The organism is Pseudomonas sp. KU43P (assembly GCF_033095865.1).
Classification (GTDB): Bacteria; Pseudomonadota; Gammaproteobacteria; order Pseudomonadales; family Pseudomonadaceae; genus Aquipseudomonas.
Genome location: NZ_AP019365.1, coordinates 2,071,210 through 2,093,462, shown reverse-complemented (window position 1 = coordinate 2,093,462; position 22,253 = coordinate 2,071,210). Strand labels below are relative to the sequence as shown.

Below are 22,253 nucleotides of genomic sequence, written 5' to 3'. Positions count from 1 at the left end.
CTTACAGGCCCAGTTCTTCGGGGGTGAGCATGTCGGATTCGAAGGCGATCCAACCGCCTTCGAGTTCGGCGTGGCCGTTGACGATCGGGCCGTAGTAGGTCAGGCCGTTCTCCAGGGTCACGCAGATGTGCGTAGCGGGTTTCTCGGGCGCTGCGAGCGTACCGACGAAATGCACCTTTTTCAGGGTTTCGGTCACCGCTTCGAGGCCGACACGCATGCTGGGGTTCTCGGAGGCCTCGGTATCGCCGCCACGGTCTTCGGCGCTGATGGTCACGGTGGCGGTGTACGGGTACTTGTTGCTCAAGCGGGGTTACCTCGGTGTCGGATGTAGGCTTGGGGGCGCGTAGAGTACGGCAGCCGTGCCTGGTTGTCTCTACCATCCTTATCGCCGGCAAGCCGGCTCCCACACCGGTCGGGTCAACAATGGCGATCCCTGTGGGAGCCGGCTTGCCGGCGCTCAGGCCGGGCCTGCCCGGCCACAACCACATGGCCTCCCCCGCCCCGATCTGGTAGGGTGCCCGCCGATGCACGCCACACCACACGAGGACACCGAGTGAGCGCCGAAGAACCCCTGATCGCCGACCTGTTCGAGGTCGACAAACGCCTGACCCTCAAGCCCGTCGTGGACTTCAACAGCTACCTGCGCACTGCCTTCGGCGAAGGCCCATGCCGCTGCCACCGCTGCGTTGAGGGCGCTGACGAAAGCACCTACAGCCACCTGCACACCTTCACCTTCGAAGGCCGCAGCTGGCACCGCCGCTTCGCCAGCACCGCTGGCAGCGATGTGGCACAAGCACTGAAAAAAGCCTGGCTGTCGTACACCAAGGCCGAGCTGACCCTGGCCGGCACCCTCGACCTGGCCACGCTCAAGACCTTCACCGACGCCGCCCTGCACGAGCGCCTGCTGGCCCTGCTGACGGCCAGCGGCCTGGCCCGTGACGTGGAAGGCCATTGGCTGCTGCAAGCCCAGGCCGACTGACGGCCCGGCGGTAAAGCAGGATTCTCCCGCTCTGCTACCGTGGGAGAATCCGCATCGCCGCAGGTAGTCCGTCATGGCCCGTACAACGCCCATCGAGCTGTACCGCAATATCGGCATCGTCGCCCACGTGGATGCTGGCAAGACCACGACCACCGAGCGCATCCTGTTCTACACCGGGGTCAACCACAAGATGGGCGAGGTGCACGACGGCGCCGCGACCATGGACTGGATGGCCCAGGAGCAGGAGCGCGGCATCACCATCACCTCGGCGGCGACCACGGCCTTCTGGCAAGGCTCGACCAAGCAGTTCGCCGACAAGTACCGCTTCAACATCATCGACACCCCCGGCCACGTCGACTTCACCATCGAGGTGGAGCGCTCTCTGCGCGTGCTCGATGGCGCGGTGGTGGTGTTCAGTGGCGCCGACGGGGTCGAGCCGCAGTCCGAGACTGTCTGGCGCCAGGCCAACAAATACCACGTGCCGCGCCTGGCCTATATCAACAAGATGGACCGCCAGGGCGCCGATTTCCTGCGCGTGGTCAAGCAGATCGACAAACGCCTGGGGCACCACCCGGTGCCGATCCAGTTGGCCATCGGCAGCGAAGAGAACTTCATCGGCCAGATCGACCTGGTGAAGATGAAGGCCATCTACTGGAACGATGCCGACCAGGGCACCAGCTACCGCGAAGAAGAAATCCCCGCCGAACTCCAGGCGCTGGCCGACGAATGGCGTGCGCACATGCTCGAGGCGGCGGCCGAGGCCAATGACGAACTGACCATGAAGTTTCTCGACGGCGAGGAACTGAGCATCGACGAGATCAAGGCCGCACTGCGCCAGCGCACCATCGCCAACGAAATCGTGCCGACCATTCTCGGCTCGTCGTTCAAGAACAAGGGTGTGCCGCTGATGCTCGATGCCGTTATCGACTACCTGCCCGCGCCGTCGGAAATCCCGGCGATCAGGGGCACCGACCCGGACGATGAAGAAAAGCACCTGGAGCGCCACGCCGACGACAAGGAACCGTTCTCGGCCCTGGCGTTCAAGATCGCCACCGACCCGTTCGTCGGCACCCTCACCTTTGCCCGTGTCTATTCCGGCGTGCTCAGCTCCGGCAACGCCGTGCTCAACTCGGTCAAGGGCAAGAAGGAACGCATCGGCCGCATGGTGCAGATGCACGCCAACCAGCGCGCCGAAATCAAGGACGTGTGCGCCGGCGACATCGCCGCGCTGATCGGCATGAAGGATGTGACCACCGGCGACACTCTGTGCGACATCGACAAGCCGATCATCCTCGAGCGCATGGACTTCCCCGACCCGGTGATCTCCGTGGCGGTAGAGCCCAAGACCAAGGCCGACCAGGAAAAGATGGGTATCGCCCTGGGCAAGCTGGCCCAGGAAGACCCGTCGTTCCGCGTGCGTACCGACGAGGAAACTGGCCAGACCATCATCTCCGGCATGGGCGAGCTGCACCTGGACATCATCGTCGACCGCATGCGCCGCGAGTTCAACGTCGAGGCCAACATCGGCAAGCCGCAGGTGGCCTACCGCGAGAAGATCCGCAACACCTGCGAGATCGAAGGCCGCTTCGTTCGCCAGTCCGGCGGGCGCGGCCAATACGGCCATTGCTGGATCCGCTTCGCACCGGGCGATGAAGGCAAGGAAGGCTTGGAGTTCATCAATGAAATCGTCGGCGGTGTGGTGCCGCGTGAATACATTCCGGCGATCCAGAAAGGCATCGAGGAGCAGATGAAGAACGGCGTGCTCGCCGGCTACCCGCTGATCAACCTGAAAGCGGCGGTGTTCGACGGCTCCTACCACGACGTCGACTCCAACGAGATGGCCTACAAGATCGCTGCCTCAATGGCCACCAAGCAGCTGTCACAGAAAGGCGGTGCGGTGCTGCTGGAGCCGGTGATGAAGGTTGAGGTGGTGACGCCCGAGGAGTATCAGGGCGACATCATGGGCGACCTGAGCCGGCGCCGCGGGATGATCCAGGATGGTGACGAAACCCCGGCCGGCAAGGTGATCCGCGCCGAAGTGCCGCTGGGAGAGATGTTCGGCTATGCCACCTCCATGCGCTCGATGACCCAGGGCCGGGCCAGCTACACCATGGAGTTCACCCGCTATGCCGAGGCGCCGGCAAGCATTGCCGATGGCATCGTCAAGAAAAGCCGCGGGGAGTGATCGAGCGAGGGCTTCGCTCTCGATCGCCGGCAAGCCGGCTCCCTGTGGGAGCCGGCTTGCCGGCGATGGCCTCACCACCGACTCAGTGCTGTTCGCCAGCCCGCTTCAGCAGCTTCTTGCAACGCTCCGACAGGTGCACCACCCGCAGGTGCTTGCCCGCCTTGGCATAGCGCTCGCGCAAGGCCTTCAACGCCGCAATCGCCGAATAGTCGACGAAGCTCAGGTGCTTGCAGTCCAGGGTCACCCTGGCCGGGTCGCCCGCCGCATCGAACTGATTGAGAAACGCCGTGGTGGAGGCGAAGAACAGCGTGCCGTGCACCTGGTAGTGCTTGCTCCCTTCAGCATCCTCATGGCTTTCGGCATACAGCTCGCGCGCATGCTGCCAGGCAAAATTGATCGTGGCGATGACGATGCCGAACAGCACTGCCGTGGCCAGGTCGGTGAACACCGTGACCACGGTCACCGCGATGATTGCCAGCACATCGCTCACCGGCACCTTGTGCAGCACCCGCAAGGATGCCCAGGCGAAGGTCTGCTGGGCGACCACGAACATCACACCCACCAGCGCCGCCAGCGGAATGCGCTCGATCAGCGGCGACAGGAACAGCACGAACAGCAGGATCATCACCCCGGCGACCACCCCAGACAGCCGGCCACGGCCATTGGAGCTGAGGTTGATCACGGTCTGCCCGATCATCGCGCAGCCACCCATACCGCCGCACAGGCCCGACACCATGTTGGCCGCGCCCAGGGCCACGCACTCGCGGTCCGGATAGCCGCGGCTTTCGGTGATCTCGTCGGTGAGGTTGAGGGTCAACAGGGTTTCCAGCAGCCCTACCATGGCCATCAACACCGCGTATGGGGCGATGATTTTCAGGGTCTCCAGGTTCCAGGGAACGTCCGGCAGGGCAAGCGCCGGCAGGCCGCCGGCAATGTGCGCCATATCGCCGAGGGTGCGGGTAGGCAGGCCGAGCAGATACACCAGCACACCGACGCCAAGGATCGCCACCAATGCGGGTGGCACGGCCCGGGTGAGCTTGGGCAGCAGGTAGACCACCAGCATGGTCAGCGCCACCAGGCCGATCATCAGGTACAGCGGCGCGCCGCTGAGCCATTGCTCGCCTTGCTTGAAGTGCTCCAACTGGGCCAGGGCGATGACGATCGCCAGGCCATTGACGAAGCCGAGCATCACCGGATATGGCACCAGACGCACCAGCTTGCCAAGGCGCAGAACGCCGAACAGGATCATCACCACCCCGCCCAGCAGCACCGTGGCCAGCAGGTACTGGGCGCCGTGCTGCACCACCAGGGCGACGATCACCACCGCCATGGAGCCCGCAGCACCGGAGATCATGCCCGGGCGGCCGCCGAACAGGGCCGTCAGGGTACAGATGATGAAGGCGCCATACAGGCCCATCAGCGGGTTGAGGTGGGCTACCAGGGCAAAGGCGATGCACTCGGGCACCAGGGCGAAAGACGTGGTCAGGCCGGCGAGCATGTCGGCGCGAAGGCGGGCGGGTTTCATGGCATTCCTGTGGTGCAGTCCGTGCGGACAGTACGAAAAACGAAGAAGCGGGATGTTACGGATTTTGTCGAACAACGGCCACCGCGAAACCCTGCCCCTCATCCCGCCCGACAAACCGCCGACAAATTTGCCATCATGTTGATTCAACCTGCGGAGATCATGGACATGCCGCTACGCCCTCTTTTCGCCTCGCTGCTGCTGGCTGCGAGCCTGACTGCCCAAGCCGCCACCGAGGTGCTGCCGTTGCAGCACCGCAGCAGCGCCGAACTGTTGCCCGCTGCCCAGTCCTTCATCGGCAGGGATGGCAGTGTCAGCGCCTTCGAGAACAAGCTGATCGTCAACGCCAGCCCCGAGCGCATCGACGACCTGCGCGCCCTGATGCAGCAACTGGACACCGCCCCGAAGCGCCTGCTGATCAGCGTCGACAACAACGACAGCAACTTCCAGGACGACCGTGGCAATGGGCGCGTCATCCGTTACGGCACCAGCAATCGCGAAGGCGGACTGCAGCAGATTCAGGCCAGTGAAGGCCAGCCGGCGCTGATCCAGGTCGGCCAGAGTATCCCGATCACAAGCACCAGCACCGACGGCTATGGGCGTATCCAGAGCGACACCGAATACCGCAACGTGACCCAGGGTTTCTACGTCACGCCAAGCCTGAGTGGCGACACGGTTCGTCTGCAAATAAGCACCAATAATGACCGAATGAGCCAGGAACGTGCCGATGTAGTGAAAGTACAGAGCACCGACACGACCGTCACCGGAAGGCTGGGCGAATGGATTACCCTGGCAGGCTACAACCAGCAGTCTCAAGCGGACCGCAACCTGTCAAGCCGCACTTACAGCACCCAGCGGGGTGAAAACATGACTTTGCGTGTCAAAGTCGACCTTCTCGACTGATCCCAGGCAAATCAAGGCCTCGACCAAAGGCCTTGAAACTGACCAGCAAGTCGCATTAGACAAAAGATGTAGTAAGCGAAAAAAAGCACTACAAATCATTTGACAGGCACTTTTTGTCGAAGGCATGATGGCCTCGCTCCCGCTAATCAGGGGCCCTGGCAAGGGCCTTCGAGGCGCACTCCCAACACCCCGGGAGTCCCCTCGTGTCTATACGGCCCACAAGGCGGTTCGACGGGATTGCGACTGCAACGAAGAAGTTGTCCCGAGGGACGGAAGCGCATCACCGCAGTACTGGCAATCGCGTAGCACCGCAGCAAGGCAACCACGAGCCGACCTGCAGGCGCACACCTTCGCCCGGCCTGCACCTCCTTCCCCTTCGAGCCTTCGCGTTCGCCGCCGCACTCCCCCGGACAGGACAGCCGCCAGCCCCCTGATTCGCTTCGTGAGCATCAGCACAATTACCCCAAGATCGATGCGACGAGGTTTATTTCCATGGCACTGACACGCGAACAGCAAATTGCAGCCCTCGAGAAAGACTGGGCCGAAAACCCGCGCTGGAAAGGCGTGACCCGTACCTACACCGCCGCTGATGTCGTTCGCCTGCGTGGCTCCCTGCAGCCGGAGCACACTTTTGCTCGCCAAGGCGCAGAAAAACTGTGGAAGCTGGTCACCGAAGGTGCCCACCCGTCCTTCCGCCCAGAAAAAGATTTCGTCAACTGCATGGGCGCCCTGACCGGTGGCCAGGCAGTGCAGCAGGTGAAGGCCGGCATCCAGGCCATCTACCTGTCTGGCTGGCAAGTGGCCGCCGACAACAACTCGGCCGAGTCCATGTACCCTGACCAGTCGCTGTACCCGGTCGACTCGGTACCGACCGTGGTCAAGCGCATCAACAACGCCTTCCGCCGCGCCGACCAGATCCAGTGGAAAGCCGGCAAGAACCCAGGCGACGACGGCTACATCGACTACTTCGCGCCGATCGTGGCTGACGCCGAAGCCGGTTTCGGTGGCGTACTGAACGCCTACGAGCTGATGAAGAACATGATCGAAGCGGGCGCTGCCGGCGTGCACTTCGAAGACCAGCTGGCCTCGGTGAAGAAGTGCGGCCACATGGGTGGCAAGGTACTGGTCCCGACCCAGGAAGCGGTACAGAAGCTGGTGGCTGCGCGCCTGGCTGCTGACGTCTCGGGCGTGCCGACTATCATCCTGGCCCGTACCGACGCCAACGCCGCCGACCTGCTGACCAGCGACTGCGACCCTTACGATCAGCCGTTCGTGATTGGCGAGCGTACCCGTGAAGGCTTCTACAAGGTGCGCGCCGGCCTCGACCAGGCCATCGCCCGCGGCCTGGCCTATGCACCGTACGCCGACCTGATCTGGTGCGAAACCGCCAAGCCGGACCTGGACGAAGCACGCCGCTTCGCCGAAGCGATCAAGAAGGAATACCCGGACCAGATCCTGTCGTACAACTGCTCGCCTTCCTTCAACTGGAAGAAGAACCTGGACGACGCCACCATCGCCAAGTTCCAGCGCGAGCTGTCGGCCATGGGCTACAAGCACCAGTTCATCACCCTGGCCGGTATCCACAACATGTGGCACGGCATGTTCAACCTGGCGCACGACTACGCCCGCAACGACATGACCGCTTACGTGAAGCTGCAGGAACAAGAGTTCGCCGACGCGAGCAAGGGCTACACCTTCGTGGCGCACCAGCAGGAAGTGGGCACTGGCTACTTCGACGACATGACCACCGTGATCCAGGGTGGCGCTTCGTCGGTGACTGCACTGACCGGCTCGACCGAGGAAGAGCAGTTCCACTGATAACCGTGGATGGCTGAAAGCAGGCCCGGGATTCGCGAGGATTCCGGGCCTTTTTTTGCCTGCGCCGGCCCTATCGCCGGCAAGCCGGCTCCCACAGGGATCTTCAGCGTCGATGCGTTCGGTGTGGGAGGCATGGAATTCGCGAGGATTCCGGGCCTTTTTTGCCTGCGCCGGCCCTATCGCCGGCAAGCCGGCTCCCACAGGGATCTTTAGCGCTGATGCGTTCGGTGTGGGAGCCGGCTTGCCGGCGATAGGGCCACGGCAGAACCCAGGATCCGAGCTATGCTTGGGGCAGCCCAGCAGCAAGGTCCGCCCATGCCCCGTCCAAGCCACCTGCTCATCGTCGCCGCTGCAGCCGCCGCCTTCTATATATATGCACTGGCCACCGGCAACACCCTGCTGGGTCTTCTGCTCAAGCCCGTTCCGGTCCTGGCCCTGATCGCCTGGATGCTCGCCGCACCCGCCACCCCCTACCGCCGCTGGATCACGATCGGCCTGGGCTTCTCGGTGCTCGGCGACATCTTGCTGGCCATCCCTGCCGACCTCTTCGTGTTCGGCCTGGCCGCCTTCCTCTGCGCGCACCTCGCCTACCTGCGCGCCTACTACAGCCAAACCCGGCGAGCAGCGCTACCAGCCCTGCTATTGAGCGCCATCACCGGCATCAGCCTGCTCGGCGTACTGGCCAGCCACGGTCTCGGTCCGCTGTTGATACCCGTGGCAGTTTACGCACTGGCGATCAGCGCCATGCTCTGGCGCGCACTGGCCTGCGGCGGCCTTGCCGCGCTGGGTGCCTGCCTCTTCGTCTTCTCCGACAGCCTGATCGGCATCGACCGTTTCGTCAGCCCATTCGCTGCCGCGCCCTACCTGATCATCCTCGCCTATTGGCTGGGTCAATGGGCAATTGCCTCGTCAGCCCGTCACGGCTTACCGGACAAAGTATTGACCCAGAGCGGTGCAGGTGGCGCCGGAAACTGCTAGAACAAGAGTCTTTCGCATTTGCAAGTAGGGGGTACCGGCAATTGAACTTGCAATATCCAGCCAAGACAAAGTTTCAGGGATCAGCTCAAACGATATTAATTATCATTACCAAGTTAGCCTTTCGTTACACCGGGCAAGAAACATAATTAACAAAACCGTGTGCAATGCCCGAATTTCAAGGCTTTCAGCCAGTTAGGAGGGATTTTTATTCTTAATGCTACGAATAAATTTGCGACAGAAATTTTACTTGCACCGGGTTTACCCATAAAATCAGCCCGATTGATTCAGCTGCGACATTTGGTCACTGCACCTGCGACACCACGTCGCCGCTCTACTTATTTCAGACTGCAGAGCTGGGTCTCTGTATAAGGATCTCTAGCATGTCCGATTCGGCAGGACTCATCGCCCACAACTGGGGCTTTGCCATCTTCCTCCTGGGTGTCGTCGGCCTGTGTGCCTTCATGCTCGGCCTGTCCAGCCTGCTCGGTAGCAAGGCTTGGGGTCGCGCCAAGAACGAACCCTTCGAATCCGGCATGCTGCCCGTCGGCAGCGCTCGCCTGCGCCTGTCCGCCAAATTCTATCTGGTCGCGATGCTGTTCGTGATCTTCGATATCGAAGCCCTCTTTCTCTTTGCATGGTCTGTGTCCGTCCGCGAAAGCGGCTGGACCGGATTCGTCGAAGCACTCGTTTTCATAGCAATTCTGTTGGCAGGTCTTGTCTACCTATGGCGCGTCGGGGCACTTGATTGGGCTCCCGAAGGTCGTCGCAAGCGGCAAGCGAAGCTGAAACAATGAGGCTTTGGCATGCAATACAATCTCACCAGAATCGATCCGGATGCGCCCAACGAGCAGTACCCGGTCGGTGAACGGGAAACCGTCACCGATCAACTGCTAGAGGACCAGGTCCACAAGAACATCTTCATGGGCAAACTTGAAGATGTGCTGCGTGGCGCGGTCAACTGGGGTCGCAAGAACTCCCTCTGGCCGTACAACTTCGGCCTGTCCTGCTGCTACGTGGAAATGACCACGGCCTTCACGGCGCCCCACGACATCGCCCGCTTCGGCGCCGAGGTCATCCGGGCATCGCCGCGTCAGGCCGACTTCATGGTCATCGCCGGTACCTGCTTCGTCAAAATGGCGCCGATCATTCAGCGCCTGTACGAGCAGATGCTCGAACCCAAATGGGTCATCTCCATGGGGTCGTGCGCCAACTCCGGTGGCATGTACGACATCTACTCGGTCGTTCAGGGGGTCGACAAGTTCCTCCCCGTGGACGTCTATGTGCCTGGCTGCCCGCCACGTCCCGAAGCCTTCCTGCAGGGCCTGATGCTGCTGCAGGAGTCGATCGGCCAAGAACGACGCCCGCTTTCCTGGGTTGTTGGTGATCAAGGTATTTACCGTGCCGAGATGCCAGCCCAGAAAGACCTGCGTCGTGAGCAGCGCATTGCAGTGACCAACCTGCGCAGCCCCGACGAAGTCTGATCCAGCGACCTGCCGCCCGCTCCCGAAGGAGCCGGCGGCCTGGCTTCATTCTTAACGTTGACCCAAAGCGACCGAGACCATGACAGCGGACAACGCTATTTTCATTCCGCCCTACAAGGCTGACGACCAGGATGTGGTCGTCGAACTGAACAACCGTTTTGGCGCCGATGCATTCGTCGCCCAGGAAACCCGCACCGGCATGCCTGTGCTGTGGGTCAAGCGCGCCCAGCTCAAAGAGGTGCTCAGCTTCCTGCGCGGTGTCGCCAAGCCCTACAGCATGCTGTACGACCTGCACGGCGTCGACGAGCGCCTGCGCACCCAGCGCCGCGGCCTGCCCGCCGCCGACTTCAGCGTGTTCTACCACCTGCTGTCGATCGAACGTAACAGCGACGTGATGATCAAGGTGTCGCTCAGCGAAGGCGACTTGAACCTGCCGACCGTGACCGGTATCTGGCCGAACGCCAACTGGTACGAGCGCGAAGTCTGGGACATGTTCGGCATCGACTTTGCCGGCCACCCGCACCTGAGCCGCATCATGATGCCGCCCACCTGGGAAGGCCACCCGCTGCGCAAGGACTACCCTGCCCGTGCCACCGAGTTCGACCCCTACAGCCTGACCCTGGCCAAGCAGCAGCTTGAAGAGGAGTCGGCGCGTTTCAACCCGGAAGCCTGGGGCATGAAGCGCCAGGGCGCCAACGAGGACTACATGTTCCTCAACCTCGGCCCGAACCACCCTTCGGCCCACGGTGCCTTCCGTATCGTCCTGCAGCTGGACGGTGAAGAGATCGTCGACTGCGTTCCGGACATCGGCTACCACCACCGCGGTGCCGAAAAAATGGCCGAGCGCCAGTCGTGGCACAGCTTCATCCCCTACACCGACCGTATCGACTACCTCGGCGGGGTGATGAACAACCTGCCGTACGTACTGGCCGTCGAGAAACTGGCCGGCATCCAGGTGCCGCAGAAGGTCGACGTGATCCGCATCATGCTGGCCGAGTTCTTCCGCATCACCAGCCACCTGCTGTTCCTGGGTACCTACATCCAGGACGTGGGCGCGATGACCCCGGTGTTCTTCACCTTCACCGACCGCCAGCGCGCCTACACCGTGATCGAGGCGATCACCGGTTTCCGCCTGCACCCGGCCTGGTACCGCATCGGTGGCGTCGCCCACGACCTGCCACGCGGCTGGGACAAGCTGGTCAAGGACTTCGTCGAATGGCTGCCCAAGCGCCTCGACGAGTACACCAAGGCTGCCCTGCAGAACAGCATCCTCAAGGGCCGTACCATCGGCGTTGCCGCGTACAACACCAAGGAAGCCCTGGAGTGGGGTACCACCGGTGCCGGCCTGCGTGCCACCGGTTGCGACTTCGACCTGCGCAAGGCCCGCCCCTACTCCGGTTACGAGAACTTCGAGTTCGAAGTACCGCTGGCCCACAACGGCGATGCCTACGATCGCTGCATGGTCCGTGTCGAGGAGATGCGCCAGAGTATCCGCATCATCGACCAGTGCCTGCGCAACATGCCGGAAGGCCCGTACAAGGCGGACCACCCGCTGACCACGCCGCCGCCGAAAGAGCGCACCCTGCAGCACATCGAAACCTTGATCACGCACTTCCTGCAGGTCTCGTGGGGCCCGGTCATGCCGGCCAACGAGTCGTTCCAGATGATCGAGGCGACCAAGGGCATCAACAGTTACTACCTGACGAGCGATGGCGGCACCATGAGCTACCGCACCCGGATCCGTACCCCGAGCTACCCGCACCTGCAGCAGATCCCTTCGGTGATCAAAGGCAGCATGGTCGCCGACCTCATTGCGTACCTGGGCAGTATCGACTTCGTTATGGCTGACGTGGACCGCTAAGCATGAACAGCACGCTTATCCAGACTGACCGTTTCGCCCTGAGCGAAACCGAGCGCTCGGCCATCGAGCACGAGATGCATCACTACGAGGACCCGCGCGCGGCGTCCATCGAAGCCCTGAAGATCGTCCAGAAGGAACGTGGCTGGGTGCCGGACGGCGCCATCTACGCCATCGGCGAAGTGCTGGGCATCCCCGCCAGCGACGTCGAGGGTGTGGCCACCTTCTACAGCCAGATCTTCCGCCAGCCGGTCGGCCGCCACATCATCCGCGTGTGCGACAGCATGGTCTGCTACATCGGTGGCCACGAATCGGTGGTCAGCCAGATCCAGAGCGAACTGGGCATCGGCCTGGGCCAGACCACCCCGGACGGCCGCTTCACCCTGCTGCCGGTGTGCTGCCTGGGCAACTGCGACAAGGCACCGGCGCTGATGATCGACGACGACACCTTTGGCGACGTGCAGCCCGCTGGCGTCTCCAAGCTGCTGGAGGGTTACGTATGACCATCACTTCCTTCGGCCCGGCCAACCGCATCGCGCGTTCGGCCGAAACCCACCCGCTGACCTGGCGCCTGCGTGACGACGGCGAGCCGGTATGGCTTGCCGAGTACGAGTCCAAGAACGGCTACGCTGCCGCCCGCAAGGCGCTGGCAGACATGTCCGCCGACGACATCGTGCAGAGCGTCAAGGACTCCGGCCTCAAGGGCCGTGGCGGCGCAGGCTTCCCCACGGGCGTGAAGTGGGGCCTGATGCCCAAAGACGAATCCATGAACATCCGCTACCTGCTGTGCAACGCGGACGAAATGGAGCCCAACACCTGGAAGGACCGCATGCTGATGGAGCAACAGCCCCATCTGCTGGTCGAGGGCATGCTGATCAGCGCCCGCGCCCTGAAGGCCTACCGTGGCTACATCTTCCTGCGTGGCGAATACACCACCGCGGCGAAGAACCTCAACCGCGCCATCGACGAAGCCAAGGCCGCGGGCCTCTTGGGCAAGAACATCCTGGGCAGCGGTTTCGACTTCGAGCTGTTCGTGCACACCGGTGCCGGCCGCTACATCTGCGGTGAAGAAACCGCACTGATCAACTCGCTGGAAGGCCGCCGTGCCAACCCGCGCTCCAAGCCGCCCTTCCCTGCCGCCGTGGGCGTGTGGGGCAAGCCGACGTGCGTGAACAACGTCGAGACCCTGTGCAACGTGCCGGCCATCGTCGCCAACGGCAACGACTGGTACAAGTCGCTGGCCCGCGAAGGCAGCGAAGACCATGGCACCAAGCTGATGGGCTTCTCCGGCAAGGTGAAGAACCCAGGTCTGTGGGAACTGCCATTCGGCGTCACCGCCCGCGAGCTGTTCGAAGACTACGCCGGCGGCATGCGCGATGGCTTCAAGCTCAAGTGCTGGCAGCCAGGCGGCGCCGGTACCGGTTTCCTGCTGCCCGAGCACCTCGACGCACAGATGTACGCCGGTGGCATCGCCAAGGTTGGCACCCGAATGGGTACAGGCCTGGCCATGGCGGTGGACGACAGCGTCAACATGGTCTCGCTGCTGCGCAACATGGAAGAGTTCTTCGCCCGTGAATCCTGCGGCTGGTGCACCCCCTGCCGTGACGGCCTGCCGTGGAGCGTGAAGATGCTGCGCGCACTGGAGAAAGGCCAGGGCCGCGCCGAAGACATCGAGACCCTGCTGGGTCTGGTCAACTTCCTCGGCCCAGGCCGCACCTTCTGTGCTCACGCACCGGGTGCCGTCGAGCCATTGGGCAGTGCCATCAAATACTTCCGGTCCGAGTTCGAGGCCGGTGTCGCGCCAGCATCCGCAGCCGACACCCTGCGCCCGAACCTGGCCAAGCCGATCGTAGTCGGCGCATAAAAAGACAGAACGCGGGTGGTCCGTGCCACCCGCCGGCCTTGCAGGCTCGCCGTAAAGATTGGCGATGAGCCGCTGGCCCACCGATTTCCATTAGCCACGCCCGCTCACGCGGGCCAACGAAGAACTTTGAACAATGGCCACTATCCACGTAGACGGCAAAGCGCTCGAAGTCAACGGTGCAGACAACCTGTTACAGGCGTGTCTGTCGCTCGGCCTCGACATCCCTTATTTCTGCTGGCACCCGGCGCTTGGTAGCGTCGGCGCCTGCCGCCAGTGTGCGGTCAAGCAGTACACCGACGAGAACGACACCCGTGGTCGTATCGTCATGTCCTGCATGACCCCTGCCTCCGACGGCACCTGGATCTCCATCGACGATGACGAGTCCAAGGCGTTCCGCGCCAGCGTCGTCGAATGGCTGATGACCAACCACCCGCACGACTGCCCGGTCTGCGAGGAAGGCGGTCACTGCCACCTGCAGGACATGACGGTAATGACCGGCCACAACGAGCGCCGCTACCGTTTCACCAAGCGTACCCACCAGAACCAGGACCTCGGCCCGTTCATCGCCCACGAGATGAACCGCTGCATCGCCTGCTACCGCTGCGTGCGCTACTACAAGGACTACGCCGGTGGTACCGACCTGGGCGTCTACGGCGCCCACGACAACGTGTACTTCGGCCGCGTTGAAGACGGCGTGCTGGAAAGCGAATTCTCCGGCAACCTGACCGAGGTCTGCCCGACCGGCGTGTTCACCGACAAGACCCACTCCGAGCGCTACAACCGCAAGTGGGACATGCAGTTCGCCCCAAGCATCTGCCATGGCTGCTCCAGCGGCTGCAACATCAGCCCGGGCGAGCGCTACGGCGAGCTGCGCCGCATCGAGAACCGCTTCAACGGCTCGGTCAACCAGTACTTCCTGTGCGACCGTGGCCGCTTCGGCTATGGCTACGTCAACCGCACCGATCGCCCGCGCCAGCCGTTCCTTGCCGATGGCACCAAGCTGGGCCTGGACGCTGCCCTGGACAAGGCCGCCGACCTGCTGCGCGGTCGCACCATCGTCGGTATCGGCTCGCCACGCGCCAGCCTCGAAAGCAACTACGGCCTGCGTGAGCTGGTCGGTGCCGAGTACTTCTACTCGGGTATGGAAGCCGGCGAACTGGCTCGCGTGCGCCTGGCCCTGAACGTGCTGAACAACAGCCCGCTGCCGGTGCCGACCCTGCGCGACATCGAAGACCACGACGCGGTGTTCGTGCTCGGTGAAGACCTGACCCAGACCGCTGCCCGCGTTGCCCTGGCCGTACGCCAGGCGACAAAAGGCAAAGCCGAGGCCATGGCCGAATCGATGAAAGTGCAGCCGTGGCTCGACGCCGCGGTGAAGAACATCGGCCAGCACGCGCTGTACCCGCTGTTCATCGCTTCCCTGGCTGAAACCAAGCTCGACGATGTGGCCGAAGAGTGCGTACATGCCTCCCCGGCCGACCTTGCCCGCATCGGTTTCGCCGTAGCCCACGCCATCGACCCGAGCGCGCCAGTAGTCGCCGGCCTGGAGCAGGAAGCGCAAGCCCTGGCCCAACGCATCGCCGATGCCCTGGTGGCCGCCCAGCGTCCGCTGGTGGTCGCCGGCACCTCGCTGGCCGACCCGGCGCTGATCGAAGCCGCCGCCAACATTGCCAAGGCCCTGAAGCTGCGCGAGAAGAACGGTTCGCTGAGCCTGGTCGTGCCTGAGGCCAACAGCCTCGGCATGGCGATGCTGGGCGGCGAGTCCGTCGATGCCGCGCTGGACGCGGTCATCAGCGGCAAGGCCGACGCCATCGTCGTGCTGGAAAACGACCTGTACGCCCGCGTGGCGGCCGCCAAGGTCGACGCAGCCTTGGCTGCGGCCAAGGTGGTGATCGTCGCCGATCACTCCAAGACCCCGACCCTCGACCGCGCCCACCTGGTGCTGCCGGCCGCCTCCTTCGCCGAAGGCGACGGCACCCTGGTCAGCCAGGAAGGCCGTGCCCAGCGCTTCTTCCAGGTGTTCGACCCGCAGTACCTGGACAGCAGCATCCTGGTTCACGAAGGCTGGCGCTGGATGCACGCCCTGCGTGCCACCCTGCTGAACAAGCCGGTCGACTGGACCCAGCTGGACCACGTCACCAGCGCCTGCGCCGAAGCCGCCCCGCAACTGGCTGGCATCGTCAACGCAGCACCGTCCGCCGCGTTCCGCATCAAGGGCATGAAGCTGGCCCGTGAGCCGCTGCGCTACTCCGGCCGTACCGCCATGCGCGCCAACATCAGCGTGCACGAGCCGCGTACCCCGCAAGACAAGGACACCGCGTTCGCCTTCTCCATGGAAGGCTACTCGGGCTCGGCCGAGCCGCGCCAGCAGGTGCCGTTCGCCTGGTCGCCGGGCTGGAACTCGCCGCAAGCCTGGAACAAGTTCCAGGACGAGGTCGGTGGTCACCTGCGTGCCGGTGACCCGGGCGTGCGCCTGATCGAGTCGCAAGGCGACCGCCTGAACTGGTTCAACGCCATCCCGGGCGCCTTCAACCCGGCCCGTGGCACCTGGACCGCGGTACCGTTCTTCCACCTGTTCGGCAGCGAAGAGAGTTCCTCGCGCGCCGCCCCGGTACAAGAGCGCATCCCGACCGCCTACGTGGCCCTGGCCAAGTCCGAAGCCGACCGCCTGGGTGTCAACGAAGGTGCCCTGCTGAGCCTGAACGTCGCCGGCGTTTCGCTGCGCCTGCCACTTCGTATCAATGAAGAACTGGGCGCTGGCCTGGTTGCGCTGCCCAAAGGCCTGGCCGGCATCCCGCCTGCCATCTTCGGTGCATCCGTCGAAGGTCTGCAGGAGGCAGCACAATGAGCTGGTTCACCCCCGAAGTGATCGATGTGATCCTCACCGTGATCCGGGCCATCGTGGTCCTGCTCGCGGTGGTGGTCTGCGGCGCGCTGCTCAGCTTCGTCGAGCGCCGCCTGCTGGGCTGGTGGCAGGACCGTTACGGTCCGAACCGCGTCGGCCCGTTCGGCATGTTCCAGATCGCAGCCGACATGCTGAAGATGTTCTTCAAGGAAGACTGGAACCCACCCTTCGTCGACCGCGTGATCTTCACCCTGGCACCGGTGGTGGCGATGAGCGCCCTGCTGATCGCCTTCGTGGTCATCCCGATCACCCCGACCTGGGGCGTTGCCGACCTGAACATCGGCCTGCTGTTCTTCTTCGCCATGGCCGGCCTGTCGGTGTATGCCGTGCTCTTCGCCGGTTGGTCGTCGAACAACAAGTACGCCCTTTTGGGCAGCTTGCGGGCTTCGGCACAGACCGTGTCGTACGAAGTGTTCCTGGGCCTGGCGCTGATGGGCGTGGTGGTTCAGGTGGGCTCGTTCAACATGCGCGACATCGTTGAATACCAGGCCCAGAACCTGTGGTTCATCATTCCGCAGTTCTTCGGTTTCTGCACCTTCTTCATCGCTGGCGTCGCCGTGACTCACCGTCACCCGTTCGACCAGCCGGAAGCGGAACAGGAACTGGCCGACGGCTACCACATCGAGTATGCCGGCATGAAATGGGGCATGTTCTTCGTCGGTGAGTACATCGGCATCATCCTCATCTCGGCGCTGCTGGTGACCCTGTTCTTCGGCGGCTGGCACGGCCCGTTCGGCATCCTGCCGCAACTGTCGTTCCTGTGGTTCGCACTGAAGACCGCGTTCTTCATCATGCTGTTCATCCTGCTGCGCGCCTCGATCCCGCGCCCACGCTATGACCAGGTGATGGACTTCAGCTGGAAGTTCTGCCTGCCGCTGACCCTGATCAATTTGCTGGTGACCGCTGCGATCGTGCTCTACAACACGCCAGCCGTCGCGGCCCAGTGAGGATTTGACCCATGTTCAAGTATATCGGCGACATCGTTAAGGGCACCGGCACCCAGCTGCGCAGCCTGGCAATGGTGTTCTCCCACGGGTTCCGCAAGCGCGACACCCTGCAGTACCCCGAAGAACCCGTGTACCTGCCGCCGCGCTACCGCGGCCGCATCGTCCTCACCCGCGACCCCGACGGCGAAGAGCGCTGCGTGGCGTGCAACCTCTGCGCAGTCGCCTGCCCGGTGGGCTGCATCTCCCTGCAGAAGGCCGAGACCGAGGACGGGCGCTGGTACCCGGAGTTCTTCCGCATCAACTTCTCGCGCTGCATCTTCTGCGGCCTGTGCGAGGAAGCGTGCCCGACCACCGCGATCCAGCTGACTCCGGATTTCGAAATGGCCGAGTTCAAGCGTCAGGACCTGGTGTACGAGAAAGAAGATCTGCTGATCTCCGGCCCCGGCAAGAACCCTGACTACAACTTCTACCGTGTTGCGGGTATGGCGATCGCTGGCAAGCCGAAGGGCTCTGCACAGAACGAAGCCGAGCCGATCAACGTGAAGAGCTTGCTCCCATAAGGACAGAAAGATGGAATTCGCTTTCTACTTCGCATCCGGGATCGCCGTGGTCTCCACCCTTCGGGTGGTCACCGGCACCAACCCCGTACACGCCCTGCTTTACCTGATCATTTCGCTGATTTCCGTGGCCATGATCTTCTTCGCCCTGGGTGCGCCGTTCGCCGGCGCCCTGGAAGTGATCGCCTACGCCGGCGCCATCATGGTGCTGTTCGTGTTCGTGGTGATGATGCTCAACCTGGGGCCGGCTTCGGTCGCCCAGGAGCGGGGCTGGCTCAAGCCCGGTATCTGGGCGGGGCCGGTCATCCTCGGCGCGCTGCTGCTGCTGGAGCTGCTGTACGTGCTGTTCGTTGCCCCGAGCGGCGCCGGCATCAGCGGTACCACCGTGGGCCCGAAAGAAGTGGGCATCAGCCTGTTCGGCCCGTACCTGCTGGTGGTCGAACTGGCTTCGATGTTGCTGCTCGCTGCGGCCGTCACTGCCTTCCACCTGGGCCGCAACGAGGCGAAGGAGTAAATCATGGGTGCTATCCCTCTCGAGCATGGTCTGGCGGTCGCCGGTATCCTGTTCTGTTTAGGTCTGGTTGGCCTGATGGTCCGCCGCAACATCCTCTTCGTGCTCATGAGCCTGGAAGTCATGATGAACGCCTCTGCCCTGGCGTTCGTCGTCGCCGGTGCCCGTTGGGTCCAGCCCGACGGCCAGGTGATGTTCATTCTGGTGATCAGCCTGGCAGCCGCCGAGGCCAGCATTGGCCTGGCCATCCTGCTGCAGCTGTATCGCCGCTTCCACACTCTCGACATCGATGCTGCCAGTGAGATGCGCGGATGAACCTTCTCTTCCTGACTTTCGTCTTCCCCCTGATCGGCTTCCTGCTGCTGTCGTTCTCGCGCGGGCGGTTCTCGGAGAACCTGTCCGCCCTGATCGGCGTCGGCTCGGTCGGCCTCTCGGCCGCCACGGCCGCCTACGTGATCTGGCAATTCAATGTCGCCCCGCCTGAAGGCGGCGCGTACAGCCAGCTGCTGTGGCAGTGGATGTCGGTGGACGGCTTCGCGCCGAACTTCACCCTGTACCTGGACGGCCTGTCGGTCACCATGCTTGGCGTGGTCACCGGTGTCGGCTTCCTGATCCACCTGTTCGCCTCCTGGTACATGCGTGGCGAAGCCGGTTACTCGCGCTTCTTCTCGTACACCAACCTGTTCATCGCCAGCATGCTGTTCCTGATCCTTGGCGATAACCTGCTGTTCATCTACTTCGGCTGGGAAGGCGTGGGCCTGTGCTCGTACCTGTTGATCGGTTTCTACTACAGCAACCGCAACAACGGTAACGCGGCACTCAAGGCCTTCATCGTCACCCGCATCGGCGACGTGTTCATGGCCATCGGCCTGTTCATCCTGTTCGCTCAGCTGGGTACCCTGAACGTGCAGGAGCTGCTGGTGCTGGCGCCGCAGAAGTTCCAGGCGGGTGACACCTGGATGGTCCTGGCGACCCTGATGCTGCTGGGCGGTGCGGTCGGTAAATCGGCCCAGCTGCCATTGCAGACCTGGCTGGCCGACGCGATGGCGGGCCCGACTCCAGTCTCGGCACTGATCCACGCGGCAACCATGGTGACCGCAGGCGTGTACCTGATCGCCCGTACCAACGGCCTGTTCCTGCTGGCGCCGGACATCCTGCACCTGGTCGGCGTGGTTGGCGGCGTGACGCTGGTACTGGCCGGCTTCGCTGCCCTGGTACAGACCGACATCAAGCGTATCCTCGCCTACTCGACCATGAGCCAGATCGGCTACATGTTCCTGGCCCTGGGCGTCGGTGCCTGGGACGCGGCGATCTTCCACCTGATGACCCACGCCTTCTTCAAGGCCCTGCTGTTCCTTGCTTCCGGTGCGGTGATCGTTGCCTGCCACCACGAGCAGAACATCTTCAAGATGGGCGGCCTGTGGAAGAAGCTGCCGCTGGCCTATGCCAGCTTCGTGGTTGGTGGTGCTGCCCTGGCCGCCCTGCCGATCCTGACCGTGGGCTTCTACTCCAAGGACGAGATCCTCTGGGAAGCCTTCGCCAGCGGCAACAGCGGCCTGCTGTACGCCGGCCTGGTCGGTGCCTTCATGACCTCGCTGTACACCTTCCGCCTGATCTTCATCGCCTTCCACGGCGAAGCCAAGACCGAAGCCCACGCCGGCCACGGCATCAGCCACTGGCTGCCACTGGGCGTGCTGATCGTGCTGTCGACCTTCGTCGGCGCCTGGATCCACCCGCCGCTGGCAGGCGTGCTGCCTGAAAGCGCTGGCCACGCCGGTGGTGAAGCCAAGCACGCGCTGGAAATCACCTCGGGCGCTATCGCCATCGCCGGTATCCTGCTGGCCGCGGTGCTGTTCCTGGGCAAGCGTCGCCTGGTCTCGGCCATCGCCAACAGCGGCATCGGCCGCGTCCTGTCGGCCTGGTGGTTCGCCGCCTGGGGCTTCGACTGGATCTACGACAAGCTCTTCGTCAAACCTTACCTGCTGATCAGCCACATCCTGCGCAAGGACCCGGTTGACCGCAGCATTGGCCTGATCCCTCGGATGGCTCGCGGTGGCCACGTTGCCATGAGCAAGACCGAGACTGGCCAGCTGCGCTGGTACACCGCCTCGATCGCCGTCGGTGCCGTGCTGGTCATCGGCGCCGTGGTAGTGGCCGCGGTATGACAATGAATCTTGCGACTTTGCCAAAGGAAACCAACCCGTCATGATTTTGCCTTGGCTGATCCTGATCCCCTTCATCGGCGGCTTCCTGTGCTGGCTGGGTGAGCGCTTCGGCGCCACCCTGCCGCGCTGGATCGCACTGCTGACCATGTCCCTGCTGCTCGGTATCGGCCTATGGCTGTGGGGCACCGGCGACTACACCCTGGCCCCTGCTCCGGGCGCCGAACCTGCCTGGGCACTGGAATACAAGGTCCAGTGGATCAAGCGCTTCGGCATCAGCATCCACCTGGCCCTGGACGGTCTGTCGCTGCTGATGATCCTGCTCACCGGCCTGCTTGGTGTGCTGTCGGTACTGTGCTCCTGGAAAGAGATCCAGCGCCACGTCGGCTTCTTCCACCTCAACCTGATGTGGATCCTCGGCGGCGTGGTCGGTGTGTTCCTGGCCTTGGACCTGTTCCTGTTCTTCTTCTTCTGGGAAATGATGCTGGTGCCGATGTACTTCCTCATCGCGCTCTGGGGTCACAGCTCGGCAGACGGCAAGAAGACCCGGATCTACGCCGCCACCAAGTTCTTCATCTTCACCCAGGCCAGCGGCCTGATCATGCTGGTGGCGATCCTTGGCCTGGTACTGGTCAACTACAACACCACCGGCGTGCTCACCTTCAACTACAGCGACCTGCTCAAGGCCGAGCTGCCGGCCGGCGTCGAATACGTGCTGATGCTGGGCTTCTTCATCGCCTTCGCGGTGAAGCTGCCGGTGGTGCCGTTCCACTCCTGGCTGCCTGACGCTCACGCCCAGGCACCGACCGCAGGTTCCGTGGACCTGGCCGGTATCTTGCTGAAGACCGCGGCCTACGGCCTGCTGCGCTTCGCCCTGCCGCTGTTCCCGAACGCCTCGGCCGAGTTCGCACCGATCGCCATGACCCTGGGCCTGATCGGTATCTTCTACGGTGCCTTCCTGGCCTTCGCGCAAAGCGACATCAAGCGCCTGATCGCCTTCTCCAGCGTCTCGCACATGGGCTTCGTGCTGATCGGTATCTACTCCGGCAGCCAGCAGGCTCTGCAAGGCGCGGTGATCCAGATGCTGGCCCACGGCCTGTCGGCCGCCGCGCTGTTCATCCTGTCCGGCCAGCTGTACGAGCGCCTGCACACCCGTGACATGCGTCAGATGGGTGGCCTGTGGCACCGCATCGCCTACCTGCCCGCCATCAGCCTGTTCTTCGCCGCCGCGTCCCTGGGCCTGCCAGGTACCGGTAACTTCGTCGGCGAGTTCCTGATCCTGATCGGCAGCTTCGCCCATGTACCGTGGATCACCGTGATTGCCACCACCGGCCTGGTGTTCGGTTCCGTGTACTCGCTGATCATGATCCACCGCGCCTACTTCGGCCCGGCCAAAGCCGACACCGTGCTGGCCGGCATGGACGGACGCGAAATGATCATGGTCCTGGGCCTGGCGGTACTGCTGGTGCTGCTGGGCGTGTATCCGCAGCCGTTCCTCGACACCTCTGCCGCCACCATGAGTGGTGTGCAGCAGTGGCTCGGTTCCGCTTTCACTCAACTCGCTTCGGCCCGGTAAGAGCGCT

Annotated in this window: 19 protein-coding genes; 17 read left to right on the top strand and 2 right to left on the bottom strand. The window is 63.4% G+C overall.

The window, feature by feature from the left end:
• Nucleotide 1: 1 nt before the first annotated feature.
• Nucleotides 2–304 carry a hypothetical protein gene (locus KU43P_RS09460; protein ID WP_110744700.1) on the bottom strand — a complete coding sequence of 101 codons (303 nt, stop codon included), beginning with the start codon at nt 302–304 and terminating at the stop codon, nt 2–4.
• A gap of 249 nt (nt 305–553) precedes the next feature.
• On the opposite strand from KU43P_RS09460, the gene KU43P_RS09455 reads away from it, so the two are divergent.
• Nucleotides 554–979, top strand: a complete 426-nt coding sequence (locus KU43P_RS09455) for a hypothetical protein (protein WP_317662542.1) — start codon at nt 554–556, stop codon at nt 977–979.
• Between the two features lie 73 nt (nt 980–1,052).
• Nucleotides 1,053–3,164, top strand: coding sequence for an elongation factor G (gene fusA / locus KU43P_RS09450; protein WP_317662540.1), 2,112 nt, complete (start codon nt 1,053–1,055; stop codon nt 3,162–3,164).
• Nucleotides 3,165–3,246: 82 nt separating this feature from the next.
• Here fusA and KU43P_RS09445 read toward each other — a convergent pair whose 3' ends face one another.
• Nucleotides 3,247–4,689, bottom strand: coding sequence for a SulP family inorganic anion transporter (locus KU43P_RS09445; protein ID WP_317662538.1), 1,443 nt, complete (start codon nt 4,687–4,689; stop codon nt 3,247–3,249).
• A gap of 165 nt (nt 4,690–4,854) precedes the next feature.
• On the opposite strand from KU43P_RS09445, the gene KU43P_RS09440 reads away from it, so the two are divergent.
• The 15 genes from KU43P_RS09440 (at nt 4,855) to nuoM (ending at nt 22,246) form a co-directional block, all read left to right on the top strand.
• The gene (locus tag KU43P_RS09440; RefSeq protein ID WP_317662537.1) at nt 4,855–5,589 is read left to right on the top strand and encodes a secretin N-terminal domain-containing protein; all 735 of its coding nucleotides are present in this window, start codon (nt 4,855–4,857) and stop codon (nt 5,587–5,589) included.
• A 492-nt stretch (nt 5,590–6,081) separates the two neighbouring features.
• Nucleotides 6,082–7,407, top strand: coding sequence for an isocitrate lyase (gene aceA, locus KU43P_RS09435; protein ID WP_008096174.1), 1,326 nt, complete (start codon nt 6,082–6,084; stop codon nt 7,405–7,407).
• Nucleotides 7,408–7,722: 315 nt separating this feature from the next.
• Nucleotides 7,723–8,385, top strand: coding sequence for a lysoplasmalogenase (locus tag KU43P_RS09430; protein ID WP_317662534.1), 663 nt, complete (start codon nt 7,723–7,725; stop codon nt 8,383–8,385).
• Between the two features lie 380 nt (nt 8,386–8,765).
• A complete protein-coding gene (locus KU43P_RS09425; RefSeq protein ID WP_003251427.1) occupies nt 8,766–9,179 on the top strand; it encodes an NADH-quinone oxidoreductase subunit A in 414 nt (137 codons plus the stop codon).
• Between the two features lie 9 nt (nt 9,180–9,188).
• Complete coding sequence (locus tag KU43P_RS09420) at nt 9,189–9,866, top strand: NuoB/complex I 20 kDa subunit family protein (protein ID WP_003251429.1); 678 nt, start codon at nt 9,189–9,191, stop codon at nt 9,864–9,866.
• A gap of 79 nt (nt 9,867–9,945) precedes the next feature.
• Nucleotides 9,946–11,727 (top strand): NADH-quinone oxidoreductase subunit C/D, encoded by a 1,782-nt coding sequence (gene nuoC, locus KU43P_RS09415; RefSeq protein ID WP_317662531.1) that lies wholly within the window; start codon nt 9,946–9,948, stop codon nt 11,725–11,727.
• 2 nt (nt 11,728–11,729) lie between these two features.
• Nucleotides 11,730–12,227, top strand: a complete 498-nt coding sequence (gene nuoE, locus KU43P_RS09410; protein WP_176518011.1) for an NADH-quinone oxidoreductase subunit NuoE — start codon at nt 11,730–11,732, stop codon at nt 12,225–12,227.
• Nucleotides 12,224–13,588 (top strand): NADH-quinone oxidoreductase subunit NuoF, encoded by a 1,365-nt coding sequence (gene nuoF / locus KU43P_RS09405; protein WP_063544322.1) that lies wholly within the window; start codon nt 12,224–12,226, stop codon nt 13,586–13,588. Before nuoE ends, nuoF begins: the two co-directional genes overlap by 4 nt.
• A 133-nt stretch (nt 13,589–13,721) precedes the next feature.
• Complete coding sequence (gene nuoG, locus KU43P_RS09400) at nt 13,722–16,436, top strand: NADH-quinone oxidoreductase subunit NuoG (RefSeq protein WP_317662527.1); 2,715 nt, start codon at nt 13,722–13,724, stop codon at nt 16,434–16,436.
• The gene (gene nuoH / locus KU43P_RS09395; protein WP_016391389.1) at nt 16,433–17,440 is read left to right on the top strand and encodes an NADH-quinone oxidoreductase subunit NuoH; all 1,008 of its coding nucleotides are present in this window, start codon (nt 16,433–16,435) and stop codon (nt 17,438–17,440) included. The genes nuoG and nuoH overlap by 4 nt, the downstream gene beginning before the upstream one ends.
• Before the next feature lie 11 nt (nt 17,441–17,451).
• Entirely contained in the window at nt 17,452–18,000 is a 549-nt protein-coding gene (gene nuoI, locus KU43P_RS09390) for an NADH-quinone oxidoreductase subunit NuoI (protein ID WP_003251442.1), read from the top strand.
• Nucleotides 18,001–18,010: 10 nt separating this feature from the next.
• The gene (nuoJ, locus tag KU43P_RS09385; protein WP_317662523.1) at nt 18,011–18,511 is read left to right on the top strand and encodes an NADH-quinone oxidoreductase subunit J; all 501 of its coding nucleotides are present in this window, start codon (nt 18,011–18,013) and stop codon (nt 18,509–18,511) included.
• Nucleotides 18,512–18,514: 3 nt separating this feature from the next.
• Nucleotides 18,515–18,823 carry an NADH-quinone oxidoreductase subunit NuoK gene (gene nuoK / locus KU43P_RS09380; RefSeq protein ID WP_003251446.1) on the top strand — a complete coding sequence of 103 codons (309 nt, stop codon included), beginning with the start codon at nt 18,515–18,517 and terminating at the stop codon, nt 18,821–18,823.
• Nucleotides 18,820–20,673, top strand: a complete 1,854-nt coding sequence (nuoL, locus tag KU43P_RS09375) for an NADH-quinone oxidoreductase subunit L (protein WP_317662522.1) — start codon at nt 18,820–18,822, stop codon at nt 20,671–20,673. The genes nuoK and nuoL overlap by 4 nt, the downstream gene beginning before the upstream one ends.
• A gap of 40 nt (nt 20,674–20,713) precedes the next feature.
• Nucleotides 20,714–22,246, top strand: a complete 1,533-nt coding sequence (nuoM, locus tag KU43P_RS09370; RefSeq protein WP_176518015.1) for an NADH-quinone oxidoreductase subunit M — start codon at nt 20,714–20,716, stop codon at nt 22,244–22,246.
• Nucleotides 22,247–22,253: the final 7 nt, after the last annotated feature.